The organism is Streptomyces sp. NBC_01210 (assembly GCF_036010325.1).
Lineage (GTDB): Bacteria > Actinomycetota > Actinomycetes > Streptomycetales > Streptomycetaceae > Streptomyces.
This window is the reverse complement of sequence record NZ_CP108549.1, coordinates 7,624,684-7,649,942: the sequence shown is the minus strand read 5'-3', so window position 1 is coordinate 7,649,942 and position 25,259 is coordinate 7,624,684. Positions and strand designations below refer to the sequence as shown.

Genomic DNA, 25,259 nt, shown 5'->3' with positions numbered 1-25,259 from the left:
ACGGGGCACGCCGCGCCGGTGAGCCGCGAACAGATCTCCATGATCGCGCATGCCGACCACCCGATAAAATCTCCGCTCGACGACGACTCGGTCAGTCGGCTGCTCGAACGCGGCCTCCCGCGAGGTGACGAGCGAGTGCTCGACCTCGGATGCGGCACAGCGGAGTGGCTTCTGCGCGCCCTGGCGACGCGCCCGCACCTGCACGCCGAGGGCGTCGACGTCTCCGAAGTCGCTCTGACACAGGCCCGCCAGGCAGCGAGCAAACTCGGAGTCGACGAGCGCCTGGTCCTCCACCAGCAGGAGGCCACGGACTTCGGCTCTCCACAACCGTTCGACCTGGTGATCAGCGTCGGCGCCGCGCATGCCTTCGGCGGTCTTCTCCCCACCCTCGCGGCGGCCCGCAAGCACCTGGCTCCCGGAGGCCGCGTTCTGATCGGTGAGTCGTTCTGGGACCGCGCCCCTTCGCCAGCGGCCGTCGAGATGTTCGGTGACCTCGCCGACCTGGCGACCACGGTGGACCGCGTCGTCGCCGACGGATGGACCCCTGTCCACGGCCATGTCAGCACCCGCAGTGAGCTGGACTCCTACGAGTGGGCTTGCTGGGGCTCGCTGGCCTCATGGGCTCTGGACCACCCTGCCGATCCGGCTGGCGCACAGGTACTGGAGACGGCCACCGCCCAGCGTTCGCAGTGGCTGCGCGGGTACCGGGACAGCTTCGGCTTTCTCTGCCTGGTCCTGCGTCAAACATCGGATTGATCGCGTAGGGCCGCTGGCAAGCCCATTCGTCGAGCAGGGTGCGGTTGAGCAGAAGCCGTTGTCGGTCAGGACCCGTTCGACGGTGATGCCGTGGGGGTCGGTCGGGGAAGCCAGGCGGTTCAGGCCGTGGCGGACCGGAATCCGGAGCACGGTCGAGGCCGGCATGCCCAGGATCGACCCGATACGGGCCGGGTCGGGCTTTCGGTGGGTCCGCAGCCGGTGGACCCATGTGTAGGCAGTAGTGCGGATGATCATCCGCTGGACAATGTGAATCTTGGGACATCAAACGAATGTCCACCCCATGCCCGCCAGGCGCAGCGGTTGACCGCACTTGGCCGAGTGACGCGTTCCACGCACGAAGACGTCCCCCGCAGCGGGGGACGGTGTGCCGCGGACGTTGGCCCGTTCCTCGGCCCTGAGTCGGCTCGCCCGCGCCGGGGCCCGCCATGGCCGACGCCGAACCGCGGCGGCCGGAAAGTGAGTACACAGATGCAACCGACGTTCGTACTGGTGCACGGAGCCTTCGCGAACTCCTTCTCCTTCGCGCCCCTCCAGGCCGAACTCGGCCTCCTCGGGCACCGTTCGGTCGCCGTCGACCTGCCCGGCCACGGGTTCCAGGCGACCTTCACCCGCGCCTATCAGTCGCCGCAGGACCCCGAGGGGCTCGCCACCGCGCCCGGCTCGATCAAGGGCGTCACGCTCGCCGACAACGTCGCGCACCTCATCGGGATCCTCGAACGGGCCAAGCGGAACGGCCCCGTGATCCTCGTCGCCCACAGCCGGGGCGGTGTCACGGTCACGGCCGCGGCCAACGCACGCCCGGATCTGATCGACCGCATCGTCTACGTCTCGGCCTGGTGCCCGGTCCACCTCGACATCAACGACTACTACACCGAGCCGGAGATGGCCACGGTCGACCCCGCCGCCTTCGCTTCGGCGCTGGCCGGGAACCCTGCCGACCTCGGCCTGCTCCGCGTCAACTTCCGCACCGCGAACCCGGACTCGCTCACGGCGTTCAAGGCGGCCTTCTTCGCCGACGGCACCGACGAGCAGTTCCACACCTTCCTGAACACCTTCCAGCCCGACGAGAACCTGGACGTCGGCGGCTCCGCCGACCGGGCTCAGGCAGCGACCTGGGGCCGCATCCCCAAGACCTACATCCGCCTGGCCGACGACACGAGCCTGCCTCTCGCCATACAGGACCGCCTGATCCGCGAGGGCAACGAGCTGACGCCTGACAACCCGTACGACGTCCGCACACTGGAGGGCAGCCACCTGAAGTGGCTGGTCGACCCCGCGCCGGCGGCCCGCGTCCTGGGCGAACTCGCCACGCTCCCGGCCCCGTCCGCTCAAGGCGTGATCGGAATGGCGTGAGCGGTTCGGTAGTGGTGGGACGAGGAACGAGAGTGCTCATGTGGGCGCATCCACGACCGCCCGGGCACTGAGATCGGACGCCGCTACCGGGTGACAGCCTTCGCCGAGGCCGTCACCCGGGCTCCGCGCCGGCGTCCTTGGCACGCAGGGGCCGCATCCCGCCGGGCAAGTCGGGGGCTGGAAGGAGTGTTCCGCTCGATGGTCTCCGGTTTCGGCGGTGGCGCGATCTTCCCGCTGTTCGCGGCGATGACCGCGGACCACTTCGGGGAGAACAACAACGCCTCCAACTACGGCATGTTCTTCGCGCTGGCCGGGTCCATCGGTCTTGCGTCGGTGGTGCTCGCAGCTGTTCCTACGGGCTCCGGGGTGGCCGCCGGCACGGAAGATCGTGCCGACTCCCCGGCCGATCAGCCGGGACGTGGTCTGAGCCGCGGGCAGGGACAAGGCTTTACGGCGAGGGGGGGCCGTCGCGACCGGTAACGGTCGTGACGGCCCCCGCTGTTGTGCCCGGTCATGCCGACGGCTACGACAGGTCGCCGTTGTAGTCGGGCAGCTTGAACGTCTTCTCGGCGTGGCCGCCCACGAGATCGGTCGTGTTGTTGCCGATGTTGGCGATGATCGTGTAGCCCTTTGCCTCGATCGCGGCCCGCTTGCCCGTCTTGTACGCGCTGACCTCGTCGAAGAGGTCAGGCAGATCCCGTACGTACAGGCCGTCGACCGGGTACCCGACCTTCTTCAGGTTGTACTCGGTGAGCGAGTGGAGGATGCCGGGGCGGGCGGTGACGAAGAAGATGTCCACACCGCGGGACTTCGCGTAACGCGCCAGTTCGAGGACCGGCTTGACCGCAGGCGTCGGGTACTCCCAGAAGGGGTGGAAGTCGGTCTCGAGCGACGTGTTGTCGATGTCGAGGACGATCGCCTGCTTCGCACCGGAGGTGTTCGTGGTGCGCTGCTCGATGTAGGGGCGAGCAATGGCGACGACGGCGGCGACATCACGCTGCCAGGTCCCGTAGTCGACGTCGGCGAGCAGCGTACTGGCGTGGCCGGACTGCTGCGGCGCGGCGGCGGTGGCGGCCGGGGTCGCCGGGCGGTCCGACCCGGTCGAGTCCGCGGCCGCTGCGACCGGGGCGGCCATGGTGAACGTCAGCGCGGCGGCGGCGACCACCGACCGGATTCTCCACTTGCCTGCATGCATGGGGGGCTCCTGCGTCTCGGAACAGCTCAGGGGAAGCCCTCCGTCCCGTACGGACGGAGGGCATTTGGCATGTTCGCGTCCCATGATGGACGGAACCTTACGTTCCCTCTACTGGCCGGTAGCAGGATTCCCGCGCCGACGCGGGATCGGCGCCGCGCGGATAGGAAGCAGTACCGCGCGGACCCGATGCGGTGCCGTACGAACCCTCAGCAGCCCTTCTCGCGCAGCGAGTGGAGGTGCTCACTCGACTTGCGGGCGAACGCGAAGGACTCGACCGGGTTGTCGTGTTCGGTCTGCCAGTGGTGGTCGCGGTAGCCGCCCTGGGTCTTGTTCACCGCGGAGATGAAGCGCTTGTAGTCGATGTCTCCGTCCCCGACGTCCACCATTCGGTAGCCGTCGCGGGCGGACTCGTCGTGCGTGCCGTCCTTGACGTGGAAAAGCGGGTAGCGGTGGGGCCGCTTGAGGACATAGCGCAGAGGGTCGAAGGGGGCTGGGGTGCCGTCGACGCGCTTGCTGAAGCGGAACTGGCCCACGAACGCCCAGTAGATGTCCATTTCGAGGTGGACCAGATCGGGGTCGGTCTCGGCGAGCAGCACGTCGTAGAGGCGGACGTTCGGCTGGTCGGTGGCGAAGGAGAACTCCTCGGCGTGGTTGTGCTGGTAGAACTTCAGACCGCGCTTCCTGGCGGCGGCTCCATACGTGTTGAACTCCTCGGCGGCCCGCTTCCAGGCATCGACGGTGGAGCCGTAGCGGAAGGGGCCCGATGCGGTGCCGATGTGCGGCAGGCCGAGCGCCTGGGCGTCGTCGAGGACCTTGTCGAGGTTCTGGGCGAAGGTGTAGGCGTTCGGGTCGCTGGAGTAGTAGCCGACGTGACTGCCGATGCCGCGCAGCCCGTGGTCGTGGGCGAGCTGCTTCAGCTGGGCGAGGGTGATGGGGCCGGTGCCCTGGGTATAGCCGGCGTACTCGATCTCGTCGTAGCCGTAGCGCTCCAGCTCGGCGAAGACCTTCGCGAAGCCGAGGCCGGAAACCTTGTCGCGCAGGGAGTAGAGCTGGGTGCCGAGGCGGCCGGGGGGCAGGACGGGGCGGCCCCTGCCGGGGGCGGCGGCACTCGTCACGGCTGCCGAGGCCGGGCCCGCAGCGGCGCCGACGATGGCGGCGGCGGTCGCGCCGGCGGCGACGCCGAGCATGCCGCGTCTGCTGAGCCTGTGGGCGAGTTCGGGGTCGTTGGCCTTGCTTGTGCGGCTCATGGGATCTCCCGGGATCGGATTGTCAGTGGTCTCTGCTTGAGTGGAGTCCAGCGAGTTGAAGCAGCAGGGACTTCACATCGGTGGCCGCGACGCGGCCGCTGACAGCGCGGGGGGTGGAGCAGAGGATGAGCGGCCCGGTGTCACTTTCGTCGCTCGTGGGCAGGCGGCCGTGGCTGCCGCGAATAGGTGAGGGGTCGAGGGGCACGACCGCGAGGCGGTAGCGCATGCCGAGTTTCTTGCGGGCGATCGCCTTGGCCGCCTTGAGGCGTACGTACGGGTCGAGAGGGTCCATGAGGAGTTCGACCGGGTCGTAGCCGGGTTTGCGGTGGATCTCGACGAGCTGGGCGAAGTCGGGGGCCCGGTCGTCGTCGAGCCAGTAGTAGTAGGTGAACCAGGCGTCGGCCTCCGCGATGGCGACGAGTTCGCCGGAACGCGGGTGGTCGAGGCCGTGGCTCTTCTTGCCCTCGTCGTCAAGGAGTTGCTCGATGCCGGGCAGGTCGGTGAGTGCCGCGCGGGTGGCGTCGATGTCTTCGGGGCGGCGGATGTAGACGTGGGCGAGCTGGTGGTCGGCGACGGCGAAGGCGCGGGAGGCCATCGGGTCGAGGTACTCCATGCCGTCCTGGGTGTGGACTTCGAGAAGGCCGGCGCGGCGCAGGGCGCGGTTGATGTCGACGGGGCGGCTGACGCGCGTGATGCCGTACTCGGACAGGGCGACGACCGTGCGGCCTTCCTGTCTGGCGTCGCCCAGCAGCGGGGCGATGACGGCGTCGAGGTCGGCGGCTGCCTGGTACGAGCGGGGGTCGTCGGGGCCGTAGCGCTGCAGGTCGTAGTCGAGATGCGGAAGGTAGCACAGGGTCAGGTCGGGGTGTCGGGTGCGCATGATGTGTCGCGTCGCGTCGACGATCCACTGGCTGGAGACGATGTCGGCGCCCGGGCCCCAGAAGTGGAACAGGGGGAAGGTGCCGAACTTCTCGGTGAGTTCGTCGTGCAGCTCGGGGGGCCGGGTGTAGCAGTCGGGTTCCTTGCGACCGTCGGCGTAGTAGACGGGGCGGGGGGTGACGGTGAAGTCGGTGTCCGCGCCCATGGCGTACCACCAGCAGATGTTGGCGACGGTGTAGCCGGGGTGTGCGCGGCGGGCGGCGTCCCAGATCTTGTCGCCGAAGACGAGGCCGTTGTGCTGTCGCCAGAGCAGTACGTCGCCGAGGTCGCGGAAGTACCAGCCGTTGGCGACGATGCCGTGCTCGGCGGGGAGGGCGCCGGTGAGGAAGGTGGACTGGGCGGCGCAGGTCACGGCGGGGAGGACGGTGGTGAGGGGGGCCTGGGAGCCGGACTGGGCAAGGGACTTGAGGTGCGGCATGTGGTCGAGGAGCTGGGGGGTGAGGCCTACGACGTCCAGGACCAGGAGAGGGGTGGGAGTGGGGTGGGCGGCGTCGGTCATGGCAGCTCCTTGAGGCCGAGGTCGACCAGCAGGTCGCGGGCGAGGGTGAGTTCGGCGGCGATGCCGTCGGCGAGCTGGGTGCGGTTGCGTGGGCGCAGCTCGGGCGGGAGGGCCTGCCAGGTGTAGGTCTCGACCTCGAGGTGTCGGGTGAGCGGGTCAGGGCCGCCGACGAGCCGGTTCAGCGTGTCCTGGAGTACGGAGAGGGTGGAGGTGAGGGGCGGGGCGGGCGGGGCGTGCAGGGGGACGTGGAAGTGGGCACGCCAGGGGGCGTCGTCGGGCAGCGCCGTGCCGGCGAGGGCTTCGTCGAGATCGTCGGTGCCGCGCAGACCGCCCGCGGATGAGGTCTCCCCTGCTCGGAGAGCTCCGGGAAGGGTGCGGGTCTGATGCAGAAAGCGGGGTTCGGCGAAGGCGCCCAACGCCGCCCGTACTTCGGGGAGGTGTGGTTCTTCGGCGTGGAGCGCGGCGGACAGCTGCGCCTTGGGGATGGTGATACCTGCCGCGGTGAGCGCCGCCAGGGCAGCCTGCGGATCTTCGAAGGAGGTGGCGAGATGGCAGGTGTCGATGCAGATGCCGATGCGGTGCGATGCGATCGCTCTGAGGGGACGTATCGCGTCCGCGGTGGTCTCGACGATGCAGCCGGGCTCGGGCTCCAGACCGATGCGAATCGACTTGCCGGTGAGTTCCTCGAGGGCGTCGAGGCGTTCGGCGAGAGTGGTCAGGGCGGTGTGCGCGGCCCCGGCTGCCATATCGTCGAAAGGGGTGCGCCAGGCGAGTGGGAGGGTGGAGATGGTGCCCTCGGTGATGTCGTCGGGGAGCAGGGCGGCGAGGAGACGGGCCAGGTCGGTGGTGTGGGCGAGGCGTTCGGGGTCGGTCCAGTCCGGCTTGTAGACGCGGTACTTGACCTCTTCGGCGCCGAATCCCTCGTACGGGAAGCCGTTGAGGGTGACGACCTCGAGGCCGCGGCATTCGAGTTCGGTGCGCAGGCCGCGCAGCGCGGCCGGGTCGCTGATCAGTGCGCGGGCGGCGTCCTTGGCGAGCCAGAGGCCGATGCCGAGGCGGTCGCGGCCGAGTCGTTTGCGTACCGGCTCGCAGTGGTCGCGGAGCTGGACGAGTACGCCGTCGAGGGTCTCGGCGGGGTGGACGTTGGTGCAGTAGGAGAGGTGGACGGTGGCGCCGTCGGGATGGCGGAAGCGCATACGTCTGTCTCCTCATTCCCCGCCGCGGAGTATGGAGTTGCCCTCGTGGAGGGACTCCGGATCCGGAATGTCGAGCTGGAGGCGGCCGCTGAGGCCGTAGAAGGCGACGGGGTTGCGCCACAGAACCTGGTCGACGTCGTCCTCGGTGAAACCGGCGGCGAGCATCGCGTCGCCGACCTTGCGGGTCTTGAGCGGATCACTCCTGCCCCAGTCCGCGGCCGAGTTGACCAGGACCTTCTCGGTTCCGCACGCCTTGAGGACCGCGACCATCCGGTCCTCGTCCATCTTGGTGTCGGGGTAGATGGAGAAGCCGAGCCAGCAGCCGCTGTCAGTGGCGTGCTTTACGGTCGTCTCATTGAGGTGGTCGAGCAGTACGCGTTCCGCGGGCAGGTTCGATTCGCGGATGACGTCGACGGTGCGGTGCAGTCCGGCGAGCTTGTCCCGGTGCGGAGTGTGGACGAGGGCGGGCAGTCCGTGATCGGCGGCGAGCTGGAGCTGGGCGGCCAGCGCGGTGTCCTCGGCCGGCGTCATGGAGTCGTAGCCGATCTCACCGACGGCGACGACGGAGTCCTTGACGAGATAGCGGGGCAGCGCGTCGAGTACAGGTGTGCAGCGGGGGTCGTTGGCCTCTTTGGGGTTGAGGGCGAGCGTGCAGTGGTGGGCTATGCCGTACTGGGCGGCGCGGAAGGGCTCCCAGCCGAGCAGGGCGTCGAAGTAGTCGAAGAAGCTGGCGGGCGAGGTGCGGGGCTGGCCGAGCCAGAAGGACGGTTCGACGAGGGCGCGGACACCGGCGGCGTACATCGCCTGGTAGTCGTCGGTGGTGCGGGAGGTCATATGGATGTGGGGGTCGAAGATGCGCATCAGGACTCCTCGGACTGCTCGCCGGTCAGGGTCAGCACGCGATTGAGGTCGGGGGGCACGTCGCGGCCGGCGGCGGTGCGCTCGGCGGCGTAGTCGGCGAGCATCCTGGCCAGCTCGCCGTCGCCTGCGGCGCGTCTGTGCAGGCCGGCGACGGCGGCGACGGGCACGCCGGTGAACAGGCACTTGAGGACGGCGTGCCGCCAGGAGTGCGGATCGAGGTGAGCGGCGGCGTACGGGCCGACGGCCGCGGCCACGAGCCGGGTGTCGTTGGTGCGCAGGGCGTCCTCGACGAGCGGCAGGACTTCGGGGCCCACCACCAGATGGTGCAGGGCGAGGAGCACAGCGCGGCGCTCGGCGGCGGTGCCCTGCCGGTAGAGGCGGGTGAGGGTGTCCAGGTCCGCGCGGGCCTCGATGAGGAGCAGGGTGCGTACGGAGTCGGCCCGGTTCTGGCCGCAGTGCCGGCCGGCGGCGGCGAACCGGAGCTCCCAGGTGTGTGCGGCGTACGGGGAGGGGGCGACCGGTGGCGTCCGGGCGGCGCGGGCAGCCTCGGCGAGTGCGTCGGCGAGCCAGGCGCGGGCGGCTCCGTCGAGCTGTGCGTCGAGCTGTGCCTCGAGTTCCTTGCGGGACGGCGTCACCATGCCGGTACTCCCTTCGGCGGAACCTGTGAGCGGAGGAACTCAATCGATTCGCGGGCGAGTTCGGGGCCCGCATGGGAATGGCGGGGCAGTTCGACGACGGTGATGCCTTGGTAGCCGGTGGCGGCGAGGGCTTCCAGGACAGGCGGGAAGTCGATCTCCCCGTCTCCGAAGGGAAGGTGTTCATGGACGCCGCGGCGCATGTCCTCGATCTGGACATGCCGCAGCCAGGGCGCGGCATTGCGGACGCAGTCGGCGGGCGCGTCGGGTTCCAGGCACTGACAATGGCCGATGTCGAGGGTGAGCCCGAGGGGCTCCGGGGCGCCGAGCAGGCCGCGGAGGTGGTGGAAGTCGGTGAGCGTGGCGAGGAGGTGACCGGGCTCGGGCTCGACGGCGAGGGGGATGCCGGCGTCGGTGGCGGTGTCGAGGACGGGGGTGAGTGCCCCTTCGAGCCGCTTCCACGCGGTGTCGGTGAGGGTGTCCGCAGGGGTGATGCCGCTGAAGCAGTGCACGGCGTGGGCGCCGAGGTCGGTGGCGACCCGCACGGCGGTGATCAGCAGGTCGGTGCGGGCGGCGCGGCCGTCGGGGTCCGGGTCGAGGAGCGAAGGCCCGTGTTTGCGGCGGGGGTCGAGGACATAGCGGGCGCCGGTCTCGATGGTGACGCCGAGGCCCAGCTCGCCGAGTCTCTTGGCCACGTGGCGGGTGCGGGCGGCGAGGTCGGGGGCGAGCGGGTCGAGGTGCATATGGTCGAGGGTCAGTCCGACGCCGTCGTAGCCGAGGTCGGCGAGGAGCGCGAGGGCGTCGTCGAGGCGGAGGTCGGTGAGACCGTTGGTGCCGTAGCCGAGGCGCAGGTTGGTGTGGCTGGTGTCGGGGCTCATGTCGGGCTCACCTTCCGTGCGAGCTTGCGGGCGAGCGGTACGAGTCCCATGACCGCGAGGGCGGTGGCTCCGGCGCCGGTGCGGGCGGCGAGGGCGGCCTGGAGCGGGATCATGGCCCGGATGCCGCCGCCGACGGCACGCTGGGTGAGCGGTGGGGAGGGGTTGAGGGCGGCGTGGAGGAGGGGTTTTGCGGCGGTGCGGATGTATGCGGCGGCGAGGGCGGTGGCCAGCAGGCGCGCGGGGGTGAGGTGGTCCACAGGTGCGGGGGGCCGGGGGGCCTGCGGGGTGTTTTCCCCGGACTCGCCCCTTCCCTGCTGTATCGATATGCGGCTCCGCCGCGTGGGGGGCAAGCCCCCGGACCTCGGGGCCGGGATGGGCAAGGCGGGCAGGCCGCGCTGCCCGGCGCGCGCGCCTCGCGGCGCGAAGACTGAGACTCGCTGGACGCGGGACACGAGGGCGCCGAGCCCCAGGTTCGCAGCGAATGCGGTGAGGGGTACGGCCGTTGAGCCGCCCTGCGCCTCGTGGCGCGATACGGCGGTGACGGCGTAGGTGTGCGCCGCGAGCACGGCGGCGGACGGCAGCGCGACGAGCGCCGCACCACTCGCACCACGCGCATCGACGCCGCCACGGGCCCGGCGCGATACAGCACGGTCGGGCAACCGCTCTGGTCCTGCGGCAATCACCCGGCCCGGTCCTGCGGGTCCTGTGCCAAGCAGCCGGGCCAGGGCTGCCGTTCCGGCACTCGGCGGGCCTGAGGCCGTACTCCAGGCGGCCGGCACGCCGGGCCGGCGCGCCTCCCCGGGCGGTGGCCAACCCGCGCTCACGCCGGGCGAGCCAGCTGCTCCTGCTCCCCTGCCCGGCCTGCGCTTCGCAAGCAACGACAAACGCCCGCCCAGCAGGGCGCTCCCCACCCCGCCGGGGACACCGCGCCCGCCCGCGCCCCGCGGTACCGTACCCGTCGCTACCGCCCCCAGCACCAGGTCCAGCCCCCGCGCCGCAGCCATTGCCGCCGGGCCGCCGGCCGTGTGCTTGAAGTGCAGGTCGTACGACCACACCGTCGCTGACAACGCTGTCGCCACCGCCAAGGCAGGGCGGCCCGCGCGGGATGCCAGCGCCAGGCCCGCCGCCGTCAGCGCGCCGGCCGCCGTGAGCGCGGTCGCCGGGGTGATGCGGCCGGAGGGGATGGGGCGGTGCGGGCGGTCCACCGCGTCCTCTTCGCGGTCCGCCCAGTCGTTGAGGGCCATGCCCGCCTCGTAGAGGCACAGCGAGGCTCCCACCGCGAGCGCCGTACCGCGGTTGGGGCGGATGCCGAGGGCGGCGGCGCCGGCCAGCGCGTCGCCCGGGACTGTGAACAGCGCGGAGACGCGCAGCAGTTCCGCCCAGGCCCGCATGGCGCCGGATCCGCCGTGCGAGAGGCGCATCCCGTGCGAGAGGCGCATCGAGAGAAACCCCGTCACCGGGCCTCCCGCAGCCGGTCGGCGAAGGTCAGCAGGGACTCGAACTGTTCGGAAAGGCCCGCCGGGCCGCCGTCCGGGTCCTTGAAGTAGAAGCCCAGTTCGGGGAGCGGACCCGAGATGCCCGCCTCATGGGCGCGGGCCACCAGCCTCGCCAGGTCCAGGACCAACGGGGCCGCGAGCGCCGAGTCGCAGCCCTGCCAGATGGTCTGGAGGATCATCCGCGAGCCCAGGAACCCGTCGAAGGCGATGTGGTCCCACGCGGTCTTCCAGTCGCCGAGCGCCGGTACGTCGTCGATATGGACCTCGCCCTCCGGAGTGTGGCCCAGATTGTCGGTGAGTACGCGCTCCTTGCCGGCGTTCTTCGCGGCCGCCGCGCCCGGGTCGGCCAGCGCCGCTCCGTCCCCGCCGCCCAGCAGATTCGTACCCGACCATGCCCGTACGGACAGAGCGCGTTGCACAAACATGGGGGCGAGCACGGAGCGGAGCAGCGTCTGGCCTGTCTTGCCGTCGCGGCCCGCGTGGGGAAGTCCACTTGCCGCGACGGCGTCGGTGAGGGCCACGGTGCGCAGCCCGGTGGAGGGGGTGAAGTTGACGTAGGGACAGCCGGCCCGGAGCGCCGCGGCCGCGTACAGGGCGCTGGGTGGTAGCCGTATCGCGTCCGGCGCGGGCTGCGGTTCGGTGGAGGAGACATTGACGACGACGACCCGGGCCAGCCGCTGCCGCTCCCGGAAGTCGGACAGGTCCGCGGTGAAGGCGCCGATGAGTTCCTCGTCGGTCCTGGTGTCGCCGGACGACTGCGGCCCGCCCGCTCGTATCTCCTCGTCGGCTGCGGTCAGTTCACCGCGCACCGCCGCCGCGACACCGTGCGGCAGCACGCCCGCCGCGGCCAGTTCCTCGGCCCGCTTGGGCAGCGGACAGTGGGCGGTGTCGTGTCCGCCGAAGACGAGCGACGACAGGGCGGGCAGCCCGGAGCCGGCGAAGGGCGGGGTTTCGGTCACCATCCCGGTCGGCGGGTGCAGGCCGGCGGTGACCGCCGCGCATCCTGCCACCGCGGTGGTGGCGACGGAACCTCGTGCTCCGACGAACCAGACTCCGACACGGCCACTACTTTCAGCGGACACGGGCTGCCTCCCTGCCATTCGGTGTGGTGGACGGCGGGCGGGGGGTACGGCGCCTCCCCGCCCGCCGCCGTCTGACGGGACGCGCCTAGGAGGGCAGCTCCCTGAGTTGGATGTCGCGGAAGGACACCTGATCGTCGGCTCCGTGGTTCTGGATGCCGATGTAGCCGTCCTTCAGGCTGCGCACCGGGTCGGTGTTGGTGAAGTCGTTGATCTTCACGCCGTTGAGGAAGATCTGCAGGCGTTCACCCTGAACCCGGATCTCGTAGCTGTTCCACTGGCCGGGTGGCCGCAGGACGCGGTCGCGGGCCTTGAGGTCGGCGGACTTGAAGCCGTAGACGGCGCCGGTGGTGCGATCAGCCGCGTCGGTGGCGTCGATCTGCACCTCGTACCCGTTGTTCACCGCCGACCAGGGATCGTCGGAGGCCGGGAAGCCCACGAAGACACCGGAGTTGTCGTCGCCCGTCATCTTCCAGTCGAGCTTCAGCGAGTACGACGTCAGCTCCTTGGCCTGGTACCAGAGCATGCCCATGCCGCCCTCGGAGCGCAGTTCTCCGTCGACGACATTGAACTTCCCGGGCCCGGCCTGCTTCCAGCCGTCCAGCGTCCTGCCGTTGAAGATCGGCCGGTATCCCGTCTTCGGCTTGCAGTCGGCCTTGACCTGTCCTGCGGCGTAGCGCAGTCCGCCCAGCAGGTGCATGCGGAAGGCCGGTTCGGCGTACGACTCCTTGGTGTGGCCGCCGCCGGTGTAGAAGGCGCGGCCGCCCTCGTAGCTCTGGCACCAGGCGATCGGGTGGTCGCCCTTCATGGTGCCGCCCTGATAGCTGGTCTCGTCCAGGGTTGCCAGTACACGGGCCTGCGTACGCGGATTGGTGCGGTAGTTGTACCACTCGTCGGTACGCTCCCAGGCGTCGTCCAGGTGCGCGGTCGACGGATGGGTGTGGTCCTCGACGCGTACGGTGGCGGGCTGGATCTGTGGGTGGGAGGCGAAGTAGGCGCCGACGAGCCCGCCGTAGAAGGCCCAGTCGTACTCGGTGTCGGCCGCGGCGTGGACGCCCATGTAGCCGCCTCCGGTGGAGACGTAGTTCTCGAACGCCTTCTGCTGGTCGGCGCCCAGTACGTCACCGGTGGTGGAGAGGAATACGACGGCGTCGTAGCGGGCGAGGTTGCTGGTGGTGAACTGGGCCGCCTCCTCGGTGGCGTCGACCGCTATGTTGCTCGACTTGCCGAGCTCCTTCAGCGCGGCGATGCCGGCCGGGATGGAGTCGTGGCGGAAGCCGGCGGTCTTGGAGAAGACCAGGACGCGCTTTGCGGTCCGGTCCGGTGCGCTGCGGGAGAGCTCGAAATCGTCCACGTCGTAGAGGGCTCCGTCGCCGCCCTTGAAGACCAGGAACAGCTCGGTGGTCGTCTTCGGTACGGCCCGCAGGGGTATGTCGATGTCCTGGAAGGTGTCCCAGCTGCCGGTGACGGGGACGGGCGCGGAGCCGAGGATCTGACCGTTCGCCGATCCGGTGCGCACCTCGAGGAAGCCGCCGGTGCCGCCGGAGGAGATCCGGGCGGTGAGCTTGGTGGACCCGGTCAGGTTGTACGGCTTGAAGGAGATCCAGTCGTTGTTGTTGATGTCGCCGACCGTCTTGCCTCCGTGGGCGCTCGCCTTCTCGTAGATCTTGATGCCCAAGGAGTTGTTGTAGTGCTCGGCCTGCCGGTGGCGCGGCTGCAGCTGCGCCTGGTCGTGGCTGGTGAGCGCGGCCTGGCCGCCGCCACCGCCGTCGGTGTACTCGGCGTCGAAGACTCCGAAGATATTGGCGTCTGCGTCGTGCCCGCCGTCGGCGGAGGTCTTGATGGTGCCGGTGCAGCCGTTGGCCGAGGTGATGGGGTGGCCGTGGCTGTCATGGCCGAGGATGTAGGTCACCTTCACCTTGGCGCAGTCGATCGTCCCGTCCTCCGGGTCGGTGACGTTTACCTTGAACGGGATCTCGTCGCCGAAGCTGAACAGAGCGCCTTCTGCGGGGAGTTCCAGCGTCACCTTGGGCGCTGTGTTGCCGACGACCACATGGACACTGGCGGAGCCGCTGCGGCCGCTGGGGTCCTTGGCGGTGACGGTCGCCGTGTAGGTGCCGTTCTTCTTGTACGTGTACGTGGGGTTGGCCTCGGTGGATGTGCCGCCGTCGCCGAAGTCCCAGACGTAGGTCAGGGTGTCGCCGTCGCTGTCGCCGGTGCCGGCCGAGGAGAAGGCGACCTTGAGCGGCGCCTTGCCGGAGGTCTTGTTCGCGGCGGCCTCGGCGACCGGGGAGCGTCCGCCGGTGGCGTTCTCGATCCGGTAGAGCCCGGAGTTCTCGTCGCCGCCGAACCAGGCGGTGCCGTAGTCGAGTACGTACAGCGCGCCGTCCGGGCCGAAGGCCATGTCCATGATCTGGGTGCCGGTCCACGGGACGGGGTTGATGGACTGGACCGCGCCGTCCTCGCCCTGTTCGATGCGCTTGATCCAGCGCCGGCCGAACTCACCGGCGAAGAAGTCGCCGTCGTACGCCTCCGGGAACTTCACCGGGGAGGTCGAGGCGGCGTCGTAACGGTAGACGGGTCCACCCATCGGGGACTCCGAGCCGGTGCCGAACTCGGGCACGGAACCGCCGTCGTACGGAATCCAGGCCGGCTGCGCGGGCGGCAGATCGACGAGGCCGGTGTTGTACGGCGACTCGTTCTTGGGAGCCGCGCAGTTGAAGGTCGCTCCGGATGTCTTGGTCGCGAAGTCGTAGTCGACGTACGGGTCGTTCTTGCCGGTGCAGAACGGCCAGCCGAAGTTGCCCGGCTTCGTGACCCGCGCGAACTCGACCTGTCCGGCCGGTCCGCGCTTGGGGTCGGCCGCTCCCGCGTCGGGGCCGTAGTCACCGACGTAGACGATGCCGGTCTTCTTGTCGACGCTGAACCGGAAGGGGTTGCGGAAACCCATCGCGTAGATCTCGGGCCGGGTCTTGTCGGTCCCGGGCGCGAAGAGGTTGCCGTCGGGGATGGAGTACGACGCGTCGTCGTTGACCTTGATCCGCAGAAGCTTGCCGCGCAGATCGTTGGTGTTGCCGGAGGTGCGGCGGGCGTCGTAGGCCGGGTTGCGGCCGGGCGTCTCGTCGATCGGTGTGTATCCGTCGGAGGCGAAGGGGTTGGAGTCGTCACCGGTCGACAGATACAGATTTCCCTGCGCGTCGAAGTCGATGTCGCCACCGACGTGGCAGCAGATGCCGCGGGTCGCCGGGATGTCGATGACCTTCTTCTCGCTGGCGTTGTCGAGGGTGCCGTCGGCCTTCAGGACGAAGCGCGAGAGCCGGTTGACGCCGTCGAACTTCGCGAAGTCCGCAGGTGCGCCCGTGTTCGGGGCGTCGCCCGCGGGGGTGTTCAGTGGCGGTGCGTAGTAGAGATAGATGAAGCGGTTCTCACTGAACTTGGGGTCCAGGCCGACGCCCTGGAGACCTTCCTCGTCGTGCGAGTAGACGGGGATGGTGCCGACGACGCGGGTGTTGCCGGCGCTGTCGGTCATCCGCAGCTCGCCGTTGCGTGAGGTGTGCAGCACGCTGCGGTCGGGCAGTACGGCCAGGGACATCGGCTCACCGGTCTCCTCACCGCCCTTGGCGAGAGTGACCTGCTGGAATTCCTCTGCGGCCGCGGCCGGTTCGGGGTCGGCTGCGGCCGCGATCTGCGGCGCGGTGAGGGCGAGCGAGGTGGCGGCGAGAAGACTGCCGGTGAGGAGTGCGAGCGCCTTGCGGGCTCTGAGCCTTTTCCTGTGCACGAATGTCCTCCGGGAGTGGCCGGTCGAACGGGCGGGGCGGTGTTCTGCCCTCAATCGCCGTGCGGGCTGGGGGTGGAGCGCATGGTTCCGTGCTCTCGGGGCGGTGCTCGTCCCGCACCGCGCACCGGGCTGACTGCCGTGGAATCCGGAGTGCGCCGTCACACCGGGACCACCTATGTCCTGTACACCTCATGGACGGTATCCGGGTTCGTCCGGGACGGAAAGCCCTTGTGCAGAAGGGAAGTTCAACTTTTCCCTACCGCAGGACAAAGACGGATCCGGGCAGGCCGGACCGGCCCGGCGGCGTGTCCACAACCGGGTCCGTACCTGGCCCGATGAGCTAGTCGCCGCCTCCGAATGCCGCGTCGAAGGAGGCCGTGGGCGGATCGAAATCGAAGCGCTTCAGGTCGGCAAGCGCTTCCGGAGCACCTGCCAGCCGGTCCATGCCCGCGTCCTCCCACTCCACCGAGATCGGCCCGGCGTAGCCGATCGACCGCAGCATCCGGAAGACGTCCTCCCACGGAACGTCGCCGTGGCCCGCCGACACGAAGTCCCAGCCGCGCCGCGGATCGCCCCACGGCAGATGGGAGCCGAGCCGGCCGTTGCGTCCGTCGAGACGCTTACGGGCTTCCTTGCAGTCCACGTGGTAGATCCGGTCCCGGAAGTCGTAGAGGAAGCCGACCGGGTCCAGGTCCTGCCAGACGAAGTGGCTCGGATCGAAGTTGAGCCCGAAGGCCGGCCGGTTGCCGACGGCCTCCAGCGCCCGCTTCGTGGTCCAGTAGTCGTACGCGATCTCGCTGGGGTGCACTTCGTGGGCGAAGCGCACGCCCTCCGCGTCGAAGACGTCGAGGATCGGGTTCCAGCGCTCGGCGAAGTCCTCGTAGCCGCGCTCGATCATCCGTTCCGGCACCGGCGGGAACATCGCCACCAGATGCCAGATCGACGAGCCGGTGAAGCCGATGACGGTACGGACCCCGAAGGCGGCCGCGGCCCGTGCGGTGTCCTTGATCTCGGCCGCGGCCCGCTGACGTACGCCCTCGGGCTCGCCGTCGCCCCAGATCCTGGCGGGCAGTATCGCCTGGTGGCGTTCGTCGATGATGCTGTCGCAGACCGCCTGGCCGACCAGATGGTTGGAGATCGCCCAGCACTTGAGTCCGTACTTGTCGAGCAATGCGTGCCGCCCGTCGAGATACGAAGGGTCCGCGAGCGCCTTGTCGACCTGGAAGTGGTCGCCCCAGCAGGCCAGTTCAAGGCCGTCGTAGCCGAAGTCGCGGGCGAGCCTGCAGACCTCCTCCAGCGGCAGATCGGCCCACTGGCCGGTGAAGAGTGTGAACGGACGTGGCATCGGACCCTCCTAAGCCTGTGCCTGTACGGGCGTCTCTACGGGTGCCTTCGCGGCTGTCCTCGCGGGCGTCTGTACGGACGTCTCCACAGGCGTGTAGACCGCGTTCCTCTCCGCGCTCGCCTCCACCGCCGCGAGCACCCGCTGCACCTGCAGCCCGTCGGCGAACGACGGCGCGGGGTCGCTGCCCGTCGCGATCGCCTCGATGAGATCGCGCGCCTGGTGGGCGAAGGTGTGCTCGTAGCCGAGGGCATGGCCGGGCGGCCACCACGCCTCCAGATACGGATGCTCCGGCTCGGTGACCAGGATCCGCCGGAAGCCGGACGAGGGGGCGGGCTCGGTGTGGTCGTGGAAGGACAGCTCGTTGAGCCGCTCCAGGTCGAACGCCAACGAGCCCAGCTCACCGTTGATTTCGAGCCGCAGGGCGTTCTTGCGGCCCGAGGCCATCCTGGTGGCCTCGAAGGAGGCGAGCGCGCCCGACGCCAGCCGCCCGGTGAACAGCGCCGCGTCGTCGACGGTGACCGGCCCCCTTTCGATACCGCCGGACGCGGAGAGTCCGGTCGCCGCCCCGGCGAGCAGGGGCCGCTCCCGTACGAAGGTCTCCGACAACGCCGAGACCCCGATCAGCGGCTCCCCCGCCAGGTACTGCGCGAGGTCCACGATGTGCGCGCCCAGGTCACCGAGCGCCCCTGAACCGGCATGCTCGCGCTCGAGCCGCCAGGTGAGCGGGAAGTCCGGGTCGACCAGCCAGTCCTGCAGATAGGTGAAACGCACATGCCGCAGCGTCCCGAGCCGACCGTCGGCGATCAGCCGCCGGGCGTACGCGATGGCCGGCACCCGCCGGTAGTTGAAGCCGACCATGGCCAACTGGCCGAGGTCCCGGGCCTGTTCGGCCGCCGCGACCATCGACTCCGCCTCGGCGACGGAGTTGGCGAGCGGCTTCTCGCACAGGACGTGCTTGCCCGCCTCCAGCGCCGCAACGGCTATCTCCGCATGGCTGTCACCCGGTGTGCAGATGTCGACGAGCTGCACGTCGTCGCGGGTCACGAGGTCGCGCCAGTCGGTCTCCGCCGCGGCCCAGCCGTGCTTGGCGGCGGCGGCCCGCACGGCTGTCGCGTCACGGCCGCCGATCGCGGCGAGGACCGGCCGCATCGGCAGGTCGAAGACACGTCCCGCGGTGCGCCACCCCTGTGAGTGGGCTGCGCCCATGAACGCGTAGCCGACCATACCGACGCCCAGCGTCGGCGGAGCGGCCTCACTGTCCCTCTGTTCCATACGGGTTCCTCCTCATCGGTTGCTCGGTGGGGGCGGGCAGGCCGGTCAGCTGAAGCCGGTGGGCAGATACTCGTCGACGTTCTCCTTGGTCACGACGGCCGAGTAGAGGGTGATCGAGGCGGGGATCTCCAGTTCGGACATCCCGCTGACGCCCTTCGACTGGCCCAGCGCACGGGCGAGGTCGACGGCGGAGGCGGCCATCGTGGGCGGGTACAGAACGGTGGCCTTCAGCACGCTGCTGTCGGCCTTGATGGCATCCATCGCGGACTTGGCGCCGGCGCCGCCGACCATCAGGAAGTCCTTGCGGCCGGCCTGCGCGATGGCGCGCAGCGCGCCCACGCCCTGGTCGTCGTCGTGGTTCCACAGCGCGTCGAACTGCTTCTGGGCCTGGAGGAGTTGGGCCATCTTGGCCTGGCCGGACTCGACGGTGAAATCGGCCGCCTGGCGGGCCACCTTCTTGATGTTGGGGTAGTTCTTCAGCGCGTCGTCGAAGCCCTGGGTGCGCTGCTTGGTGAGTTCCAGGTTGTCGAGCCCGGCAAGCTCGATGACTTTGGCGTTGGGCTTGTCCTTGAGCTGCTCGCCGATGTAGTTGCCGGCGTTGAGTCCCATGCCGTAGTTGTCGCCGCCGATCCAGCAGCGGTACGCCTGCGGCGAGGCGAAGATCCGGTCCAGGTTGATGACGGGGATCCCGGCCTTCATGGCCTGCAGACCGACCTGGGTGAGGGCCTTGCCGTCGGCCGGCAGGATCACCAGGACGTCGACCTTCTTGTTGATCAGCGTCTGGACCTGGCCGATCTGGGCCGCGGTGTCGTTGGACCCTTCGGTGATCTCGAGGGTCACCTCGGAGTACTTCTTCGCCCGGGATTTGGCGTTCTCGTTGATGGCGTTCAGCCAGCCGTGGTCGGCCTGCGGTCCGGCGAAGCCGATGGTGACGGCCTTGCCCGGCTTGTCGTCGGCGGCCGGCGCATGGTTCGTCGCCGCTTCCGACTTCTTGGGCTCGTTGCTGGTGCAGGCGGTCAGCAGCGCGCCGGCGGAGACCGCGGCGGTCCCGAAGAGCAGACCTCTGCGGCTGGTGGCTGGGATTTCTGGCATGACGGATCGACCCTTCGGCTGGACGGTACGAGGGATGGGGGTGCGACAGATGGGGGGAGCGGGAGGGAACGGCCGGCCGGGTCAGGCCTCCGCGCCTCGCAGCGTGCGGTGCTGGACCAGAACCGCGGCGACGATGATCGCGCCCTTGGCGATCTGCTGGACGGCGCTCTCCAGGTTGTTGAGGGCGAAGATGTTGGTGATGGTGGTGAAGACGAGGACGCCGAGGACCGAGCCGACGATGGTGCCGCGGCCGCCGCTGAGCAGCGTGCCGCCGATGATCGCCGCGGCGATGGCGTCGAGTTCGTAGAGATTGCCGTTGGTGTTCTGTCCGGATCCGGCGAGGACGATCAGCATGAAGGCGGCGATTCCGCAGCACAGTCCGGAGAGCAGATACAGATACAGCCGCTGCCGCCGTACATCGATGCCGGCGAGGCGGGCCGCTTCGGCGTTGCCGCCGACGGCGACGGTGCGCCGTCCGAAGGTCGTACGGTTCAGCAGCAGCCAGCCGACAACCGTCACCGCCGCGAAGACCAGCACCAGCGGAGGGATGCCGAGGACGTAGGCGTCCTTGACACCGAGGTCGAGTACGGAGTTGACGGTGACCATCTGCGTCTTGCCGCCCGTGATCTGGAGGGCGAGTCCGCGGGCGGAGGCGAGCATGGCGAGGGTCGCGATGAACGGCACCATCCTTCCGTACGCGATGAGCAGCCCGTTCACCAGACCGCAACCCAGCCCGACGACGACCGCGGTGAAGAGGATGCCCGCGAAGCCGTACTCCTGTGTTGCCAACGTTGTCGCCCATACCGACGCGAGCGCGACGATCGCGCCGACCGACAGGTCGATGCCGCCGCTGGTGATCACAAAGGTCATACCGACGGTGACCACGCCGATGATCGAGGCCTGGGTCAGCACGAGTTGAAGGTTGCTCGTATCGAGGAATTCATCCGGCTTGGTGATGCCGCCGACGGCGATCAGGACGCCGAGGACACCGAGCAGCGAGAGATTGCGGACATCGGCGCGCAGTCCCAGCGGTCGACGCCAACCCCGGTTGTCCGGTGCGTACTTGGCGGTGGGTGTCGGCGCGTCCCGCTGCGCCGGAGAAACTGGCTGCGTCATGCCGTCGGGCTCCCTTCCATCACAAGGTCGAGTACGCGGTGCTCATCGAGCTCCCGGGCGTCGGCCGTGTGCACCACGCTGCCCTCGCGGAGCACCAGCACCCGGTCGGCGAGGCCCAGCACTTCGGGCACTTCGCTGGATACGAGGAGTACGGCGAGGCCTTCGTCGGCCAGCCGGCGGATCACGGCGTAGAGCTCGGCGCGTGCGCCGACGTCGACACCGCGGGTGGGCTCGTCGAGCAGCAGCACCCGGCAGCCGCGCAGCAGCCAGCGGGCGAGCACGGCCTTCTGCTGGTTGCCGCCGGAGAGCGTACGGATACGGGCGTCGGGGTTGTCGGGGCGCAGGGAGAGTTCCCTGGTCGCCTGCTGCGCCGCCCTGCGCTCCTCCTTGCGGTCGAGCCAGCCGACCCGGGAGAAGCGGGAGAGCGTGGAGACCGAGACATTGCGGGTGACGGACTCCAGCATCAGCAGCCCCTGCGCCTTGCGCTCCTCGGGGGCGAGTCCGACTCCGGCGCGGACGGCCGCCCGGACGCTGCCGGGGCGCAAGGGGCTGCCGTCGACGAGTACGCGGCCCGCGCTGGGCCTGCGGGCGCCGTAGATCGTCTCCAGGATCTCGGAGCGTCCCGAGCCGACGAGTCCGGCGAGCCCGACGATCTCGCCGGGCCGCAGTTCCAGGTCGACGGGCGCGAACTCCCCGTCCCTGGCGAGTCCTTCGACCTGCAGGACCGGTTCGCGGTTCCCCGCACGGTCGCCTGCGGGCCGCTCGGGGAAGACGTATTCGACGTTCCGTCCGGTCATCAGCGCGACGACCTCGCGGGTCGGCGTGGACTTGGCGGGCAGTCCGACGGCGACCGCCCGGCCGTCCTTGAGTACGGTCACGCGGTCGCCGATGCGCCGGATCTCCTCGAGTCGGTGGGAGATGTAGACGACGGCGACCCCGTCGGCGGTCAGGTCGCCGACGATACGGAAGAGGTTGTCGACCTCGTCGGGGTCGAGGGCTGCCGAGGGCTCGTCCATCACGATGAGGCGTACCTCGTGGGAGAGGGCGCGGGCCATGGAGACGATCTGCTGCTGCGCGGCCGAGAGATCGCCGACGCGGCGGGCGGGTTCGATCTCGGAGTGGCCAAGTCGCTTCAGCAGCTTGGCCGTTGCCGAGCGGGCCTCCCTGCCCCGGACGACGAAACCGGCCGCTGTCGGTTCGTGTCCGAGGAAGACGTTCTCGGCGACCGAGAGCCCTTCCACCAGGTCGAGCTCCTGGTAGATGGTGGCGATGCCGAGCCGCATGGCGGCGACGGGCGACTTGAGGGAGACCGCTCCGCCGCGCCAGGTGATCTGTCCGCCGTCCGGCTGATGGGCTCCGGCCAGCACTTTGATCAGGGTGGATTTGCCGGCGCCGTTCTGGCCGAGGAGGCAGTGGACCTCACCGGCCTGGACCTCCAGGTCCACGCCGTCGAGGGCGCGGACGCCCGGGAACGACTTGGTGATACCGGACATGGTGAGCAGGGGTGGTTCTGGTGCCATGACAAATCCCCTCGGCGGGTGCGGCCGGTGAGCGGGCAGGGCGTGGTGGTCATGCTGTGCGGTGGCACTCGTGGTGCCGGCGGCGCTGGTGGTGCTCGCGCCTTGCGATGCTGGAGGTGCCGGCGGCGCTGGTGGTGCTGGTGGTACTCACGCCTTGCGGCGCGTCTGGCGTCGTGCGATCGACCGGCCCGGTCAGGCCGGCGAGAACAGGTGGTCGCTGATGAGCCGGGCCGCGCCGATCACTCCGGCGGTCGGCCCCAACTCGCCCAGCACGATGGGGAGGTTGCCGGTGGCCAGCGGCAGCGACTGCCGGTAGACCTGGGTACGTACGCTGGCCAGCAGCGTGTGGCCGAGGCCGGTCACTCCGCCGCCGATCACCACGAGACCCGGGTTGAAGAAGCTGACGAGTCCGGCGATGACCTGGCCTACGCGGTTGCCGCCCTCACGGATGAGATCGAGCGAGGTGGCGTCGCCGGCGGCCGCGGCGGCGGCCACATCGACGGCGGTGAGCCTCCCGGCGGTCTCCAGCCGGGCGGCGAGCTCCTGCGACCGGCCGGTGCGCGCCGCGTCCTCGGCGTCGCGGGCCAGCGCGGCACCGCTGAAGTGGGCCTCCAGGCACCCCTTGTTGCCGCAGGCGCAGGCGCGGCCGTCCGGTTCGACCTGGATATGACCGATGTCGCCGGCGCTGCCGGTCGTGCCGCGGTAGACCTCGCCGCCGACGACAATGCCGCAGCCGATGCCCGTACCGATCTTGACGCAGAGGAAGTCGCCCACGGAGCGCGCGACGCCCGCGTGCTGCTCCCCCATCGCCATCAGGTTCACGTCGTTGTCGACCATGACCGGGCAGCCGAGGTTCTGGCTGAGTGCCTCGCGCACCGGGAAACCGTCCCAGCCCGGCATGATCGGGGGCGCGACCGGCACACCTTCGGGGAAGCGGACCGGTCCGGGGACGCCGATGCCCGCGCCGTCGAAGCCCTCGGCGAGTCCGGAGGCCCTGAGCTTGGCCGCCATCGACAGCACCTGCTCGAAGACGGCGACCGGGCCCTCGCGCACATCCATGGGGTGGTTGAGATGGCCGAGCACCTCAAGCTCGGCGTTGGTGACGGCCACATCGATCGAGGTGGCGCCGATGTCAACGCCGAGGAAACGGAGCGCGGGCGCGAGCCGGATGTTGTGCGAGCGGCGCCCGCCGCGCGAGGCGGCCAGACCGTCCGCGACCACGAGCCCGGTCTCCAGGAGACGGTCGACCTCCACGGCGAGCTTGGAGCGCGACAGATCGACCTGATCGCCGAGCTGGGCCCGGGAGTTGGGCCCACCGTCGCGCAGCAGCCTGAGCAGTCGCGCCTGGTGCGCGTTCGCGGGTCGAGCGGTCATACGTCTCACGTGCCCCTCCCCGCCTGATCGGCCTCCGTCGGTCTTTCGAGGGGAACGTAGCAGCGCTTTGCTCAACTGGGAAGAACTTGCGCAGAGTTCCGGTACGACTTTCTCCACACCCGGGACAAAGGTCTGATTGCCCGTGGAGACTGGGCCGAGTGAGGGACTGCGCCCCGGCCCCCCGTAAGCCCTTCGGGCGTGTCCTCAATCGCCGGACGGGCTTGGATTTCCAGCCTCGGCGGCGAAACTCAGTCCCTCCGGCGTTTGAAGAGCGGGGCTGCGGCGCCCCAGCAGGAGCCCGGCGATTGGGGCGCGGGGTCCGCGGCGGAGGTCCGGTCAGGGCTGCTCGCGCTGGTGGTACGTCGTGCGCGTGTGCTCCGTGTGCGCCCGCATGACCTCCGTCGCACGCTGCTCGTCGCGGGCCGAGATCGCCGCGATCAGCTCCCGGTGCTCGATCCAGGACTGCCGCCCGCGCTGCCGCGCGACGGGCGTGTAGTACCAGCGGACCCGCCGGTCCACCTGTCCGGCCAGCTCGGCCAGGACGAGATTGCCGGCGAGCTCCATCACCTTGGCGTGGAAGCGGGCGTTGGTGGCCACCGCCAGGTCCACGTCGTCGTCCGCGACGGCCTGTTCGCCCTGCGCGCAGAGCTCTTCGAGCGCGGCGATGCCCGCGGAACCGGAGTTCGCGGCTGCCAGCCGGGCGGCCTCCGCCTCCAGAAGCGTACGGACCGAAAGCAGTTGGTCCGCCTCCGCTTCGGTCGGCTCATGGACGAACGCACCCTGCGCCGGGCGCAGATCGACCCAGCCCTCGGAGTTGAGGCGTTGCAGTGCCTCGCGCACGGGCTGGCGGGACACGCCGAGATGGCCGGCGAGTTCGCTCTCGACCAGGTGCTGGCCGGGGCGCAGTGCGCGGGTCGTGATCAGTTCGAGCAGTGCCTCGTAGACGCGCTCGCGCAGCGGACCGGGTCGTTCCAGCTTGGGCACGGTTCCCTGCGGCAGTCCTGCGGACAACATCGCGGTCCCCCTCCTGGCAAACAGCGGCGAGCGGCAATTGGCTATTGTCTACAGTCTACCGAGCGCAATCCCTCCGGTGCCGGGATCCGGATCACCGACGGCCGGAGTCAAGAAGCTCGGTCAGCCGGTCGAGGAAGACCCGCTGACCGGCGACCAGCTTCTCCCTCGCCGCTTCGACGCCCAACCACTCGGCTCGGTCGATCTCCGGGAACTCCTGCATACGGCCCGATCCCGGCGGCCACTCCATGGTGAAGGTGCCCGGCACGACGAGGTCCGTGTCGAGGTCGCCCTCGACTGCCCAGACGGTGACGATCTTTCCATTGGGCTGGCGGGCTTCGCCGAGCGGCAGCCGGCTGCCGTCGGGCGGCGCCAGACCGAGCTCCTCCTCGAACTCCCGCCGCGCGGCGGCCATCGGCTCCTCCTCCGGGGTGTACTCACCCTTCGGTACCGACCAGGCGGCCTCGTCACGTGCCTGCCAGAACGGCCCTCCCATATGGCCGATGAGGACCTCGGTGTCCGTACCCCGCCTGCGGAACAGCAGCAGACCCGCGCTTCGCTTCGCCGTCATGCGGGTTAGTTTGCCCCGCTTCAGC

At 69.9% G+C, this 25,259-nt stretch carries 20 protein-coding genes and 2 pseudogenes; 3 read left to right on the top strand and 19 right to left on the bottom strand.

Going from position 1 to position 25,259, the window contains the following annotated elements; translation table 11 throughout:
* Positions 1-18: 18 nt before the first annotated feature.
* Positions 19-756, top strand: a complete 738-nt coding sequence (locus tag OG735_RS34475) for an SAM-dependent methyltransferase (protein ID WP_327328556.1) — start codon at positions 19-21, stop codon at positions 754-756.
* A gap of 72 nt (positions 757-828) precedes the next feature.
* On the opposite strand, the pseudogene OG735_RS34470 reads toward OG735_RS34475, so the two are convergent.
* Positions 829-981: pseudogene (locus OG735_RS34470) on the bottom strand (IS481 family transposase); the annotation flags it as partial.
* A gap of 264 nt (positions 982-1,245) precedes the next feature.
* Between OG735_RS34470 and OG735_RS34465 the strand changes: the two are divergent.
* Positions 1,246-2,130 carry an alpha/beta fold hydrolase gene (locus OG735_RS34465; protein ID WP_327327057.1) on the top strand — a complete coding sequence of 295 codons (885 nt, stop codon included), beginning with the start codon at positions 1,246-1,248 and terminating at the stop codon, positions 2,128-2,130.
* Positions 2,131-2,316: 186 nt separating this feature from the next.
* Positions 2,317-2,557 (top strand): annotated as a pseudogene (locus OG735_RS34460) (MFS transporter); the annotation flags it as partial.
* Between the two features lie 96 nt (positions 2,558-2,653).
* Here OG735_RS34460 and OG735_RS34455 read toward each other — a convergent pair.
* From OG735_RS34455 to OG735_RS34370, 18 genes are all read right to left on the bottom strand, one after another.
* Positions 2,654-3,325 (bottom strand): HAD family acid phosphatase, encoded by a 672-nt coding sequence (locus OG735_RS34455; RefSeq protein WP_327327056.1) that lies wholly within the window; start codon positions 3,323-3,325, stop codon positions 2,654-2,656.
* Between the two features lie 206 nt (positions 3,326-3,531).
* Positions 3,532-4,572: a sugar phosphate isomerase/epimerase family protein gene (locus OG735_RS34450; RefSeq protein WP_327327055.1), complete on the bottom strand. Its 1,041-nt coding sequence runs from the start codon at positions 4,570-4,572 to the stop codon at positions 3,532-3,534.
* Positions 4,573-4,594: 22 nt separating this feature from the next.
* Entirely contained in the window at positions 4,595-6,010 is a 1,416-nt protein-coding gene (locus OG735_RS34445; RefSeq protein WP_327327054.1) for a nucleotide pyrophosphatase/phosphodiesterase family protein, read from the bottom strand.
* On the bottom strand, positions 6,007-7,206 hold the full coding sequence (eboE, locus tag OG735_RS34440) for a metabolite traffic protein EboE (protein ID WP_327327053.1): 1,200 nt from the start codon (positions 7,204-7,206) through the stop codon (positions 6,007-6,009). Before eboE ends, OG735_RS34445 begins: the two co-directional genes overlap by 4 nt.
* A gap of 12 nt (positions 7,207-7,218) precedes the next feature.
* A complete protein-coding gene (locus OG735_RS34435) occupies positions 7,219-8,067 on the bottom strand; it encodes a TatD family hydrolase (RefSeq protein ID WP_327327052.1) in 849 nt (282 codons plus the stop codon).
* Positions 8,067-8,705: an EboA domain-containing protein gene (locus OG735_RS34430; RefSeq protein ID WP_442812539.1), complete on the bottom strand. Its 639-nt coding sequence runs from the start codon at positions 8,703-8,705 to the stop codon at positions 8,067-8,069. The genes OG735_RS34435 and OG735_RS34430 overlap by 1 nt, the downstream gene beginning before the upstream one ends.
* A complete protein-coding gene (locus OG735_RS34425) occupies positions 8,699-9,580 on the bottom strand; it encodes a sugar phosphate isomerase/epimerase family protein (protein ID WP_327327051.1) in 882 nt (293 codons plus the stop codon). Before OG735_RS34425 ends, OG735_RS34430 begins: the two co-directional genes overlap by 7 nt.
* Positions 9,577-11,037, bottom strand: coding sequence for a UbiA family prenyltransferase (locus tag OG735_RS34420; RefSeq protein ID WP_442812538.1), 1,461 nt, complete (start codon positions 11,035-11,037; stop codon positions 9,577-9,579). The genes OG735_RS34425 and OG735_RS34420 overlap by 4 nt, the downstream gene beginning before the upstream one ends.
* Positions 11,034-12,176 (bottom strand): inositol-3-phosphate synthase, encoded by a 1,143-nt coding sequence (locus OG735_RS34415; RefSeq protein ID WP_327327050.1) that lies wholly within the window; start codon positions 12,174-12,176, stop codon positions 11,034-11,036. Before OG735_RS34415 ends, OG735_RS34420 begins: the two co-directional genes overlap by 4 nt.
* Positions 12,177-12,243: 67 nt before the next feature.
* Positions 12,244-15,933 carry a ThuA domain-containing protein gene (locus OG735_RS34410; protein WP_327327049.1) on the bottom strand — a complete coding sequence of 1,230 codons (3,690 nt, stop codon included), beginning with the start codon at positions 15,931-15,933 and terminating at the stop codon, positions 12,244-12,246.
* Between the two features lie 340 nt (positions 15,934-16,273).
* Positions 16,274-17,278 (bottom strand): sugar phosphate isomerase/epimerase family protein, encoded by a 1,005-nt coding sequence (locus tag OG735_RS34405; RefSeq protein ID WP_327327048.1) that lies wholly within the window; start codon positions 17,276-17,278, stop codon positions 16,274-16,276.
* A 9-nt stretch (positions 17,279-17,287) separates the two neighbouring features.
* Positions 17,288-18,550: a Gfo/Idh/MocA family protein gene (locus tag OG735_RS34400; protein ID WP_327327047.1), complete on the bottom strand. Its 1,263-nt coding sequence runs from the start codon at positions 18,548-18,550 to the stop codon at positions 17,288-17,290.
* Between the two features lie 45 nt (positions 18,551-18,595).
* Complete coding sequence (locus OG735_RS34395; RefSeq protein WP_327327046.1) at positions 18,596-19,642, bottom strand: substrate-binding domain-containing protein; 1,047 nt, start codon at positions 19,640-19,642, stop codon at positions 18,596-18,598.
* Positions 19,643-19,723: 81 nt separating this feature from the next.
* A complete protein-coding gene (locus OG735_RS34390; protein ID WP_327327045.1) occupies positions 19,724-20,758 on the bottom strand; it encodes an ABC transporter permease in 1,035 nt (344 codons plus the stop codon).
* Positions 20,755-22,278, bottom strand: a complete 1,524-nt coding sequence (locus OG735_RS34385; protein ID WP_327327044.1) for a sugar ABC transporter ATP-binding protein — start codon at positions 22,276-22,278, stop codon at positions 20,755-20,757. The genes OG735_RS34390 and OG735_RS34385 overlap by 4 nt, the downstream gene beginning before the upstream one ends.
* Before the next feature lie 192 nt (positions 22,279-22,470).
* On the bottom strand, positions 22,471-23,652 hold the full coding sequence (locus OG735_RS34380; RefSeq protein WP_327327043.1) for an ROK family transcriptional regulator: 1,182 nt from the start codon (positions 23,650-23,652) through the stop codon (positions 22,471-22,473).
* 336 nt (positions 23,653-23,988) lie between these two features.
* The gene (locus tag OG735_RS34375) at positions 23,989-24,666 is read right to left on the bottom strand and encodes a GntR family transcriptional regulator (protein WP_327327042.1); all 678 of its coding nucleotides are present in this window, start codon (positions 24,664-24,666) and stop codon (positions 23,989-23,991) included.
* 91 nt (positions 24,667-24,757) lie between these two features.
* The gene (locus tag OG735_RS34370; RefSeq protein ID WP_327327041.1) at positions 24,758-25,234 is read right to left on the bottom strand and encodes an NUDIX domain-containing protein; all 477 of its coding nucleotides are present in this window, start codon (positions 25,232-25,234) and stop codon (positions 24,758-24,760) included.
* Between the last annotated feature and the right edge of the window lie 25 nt (positions 25,235-25,259).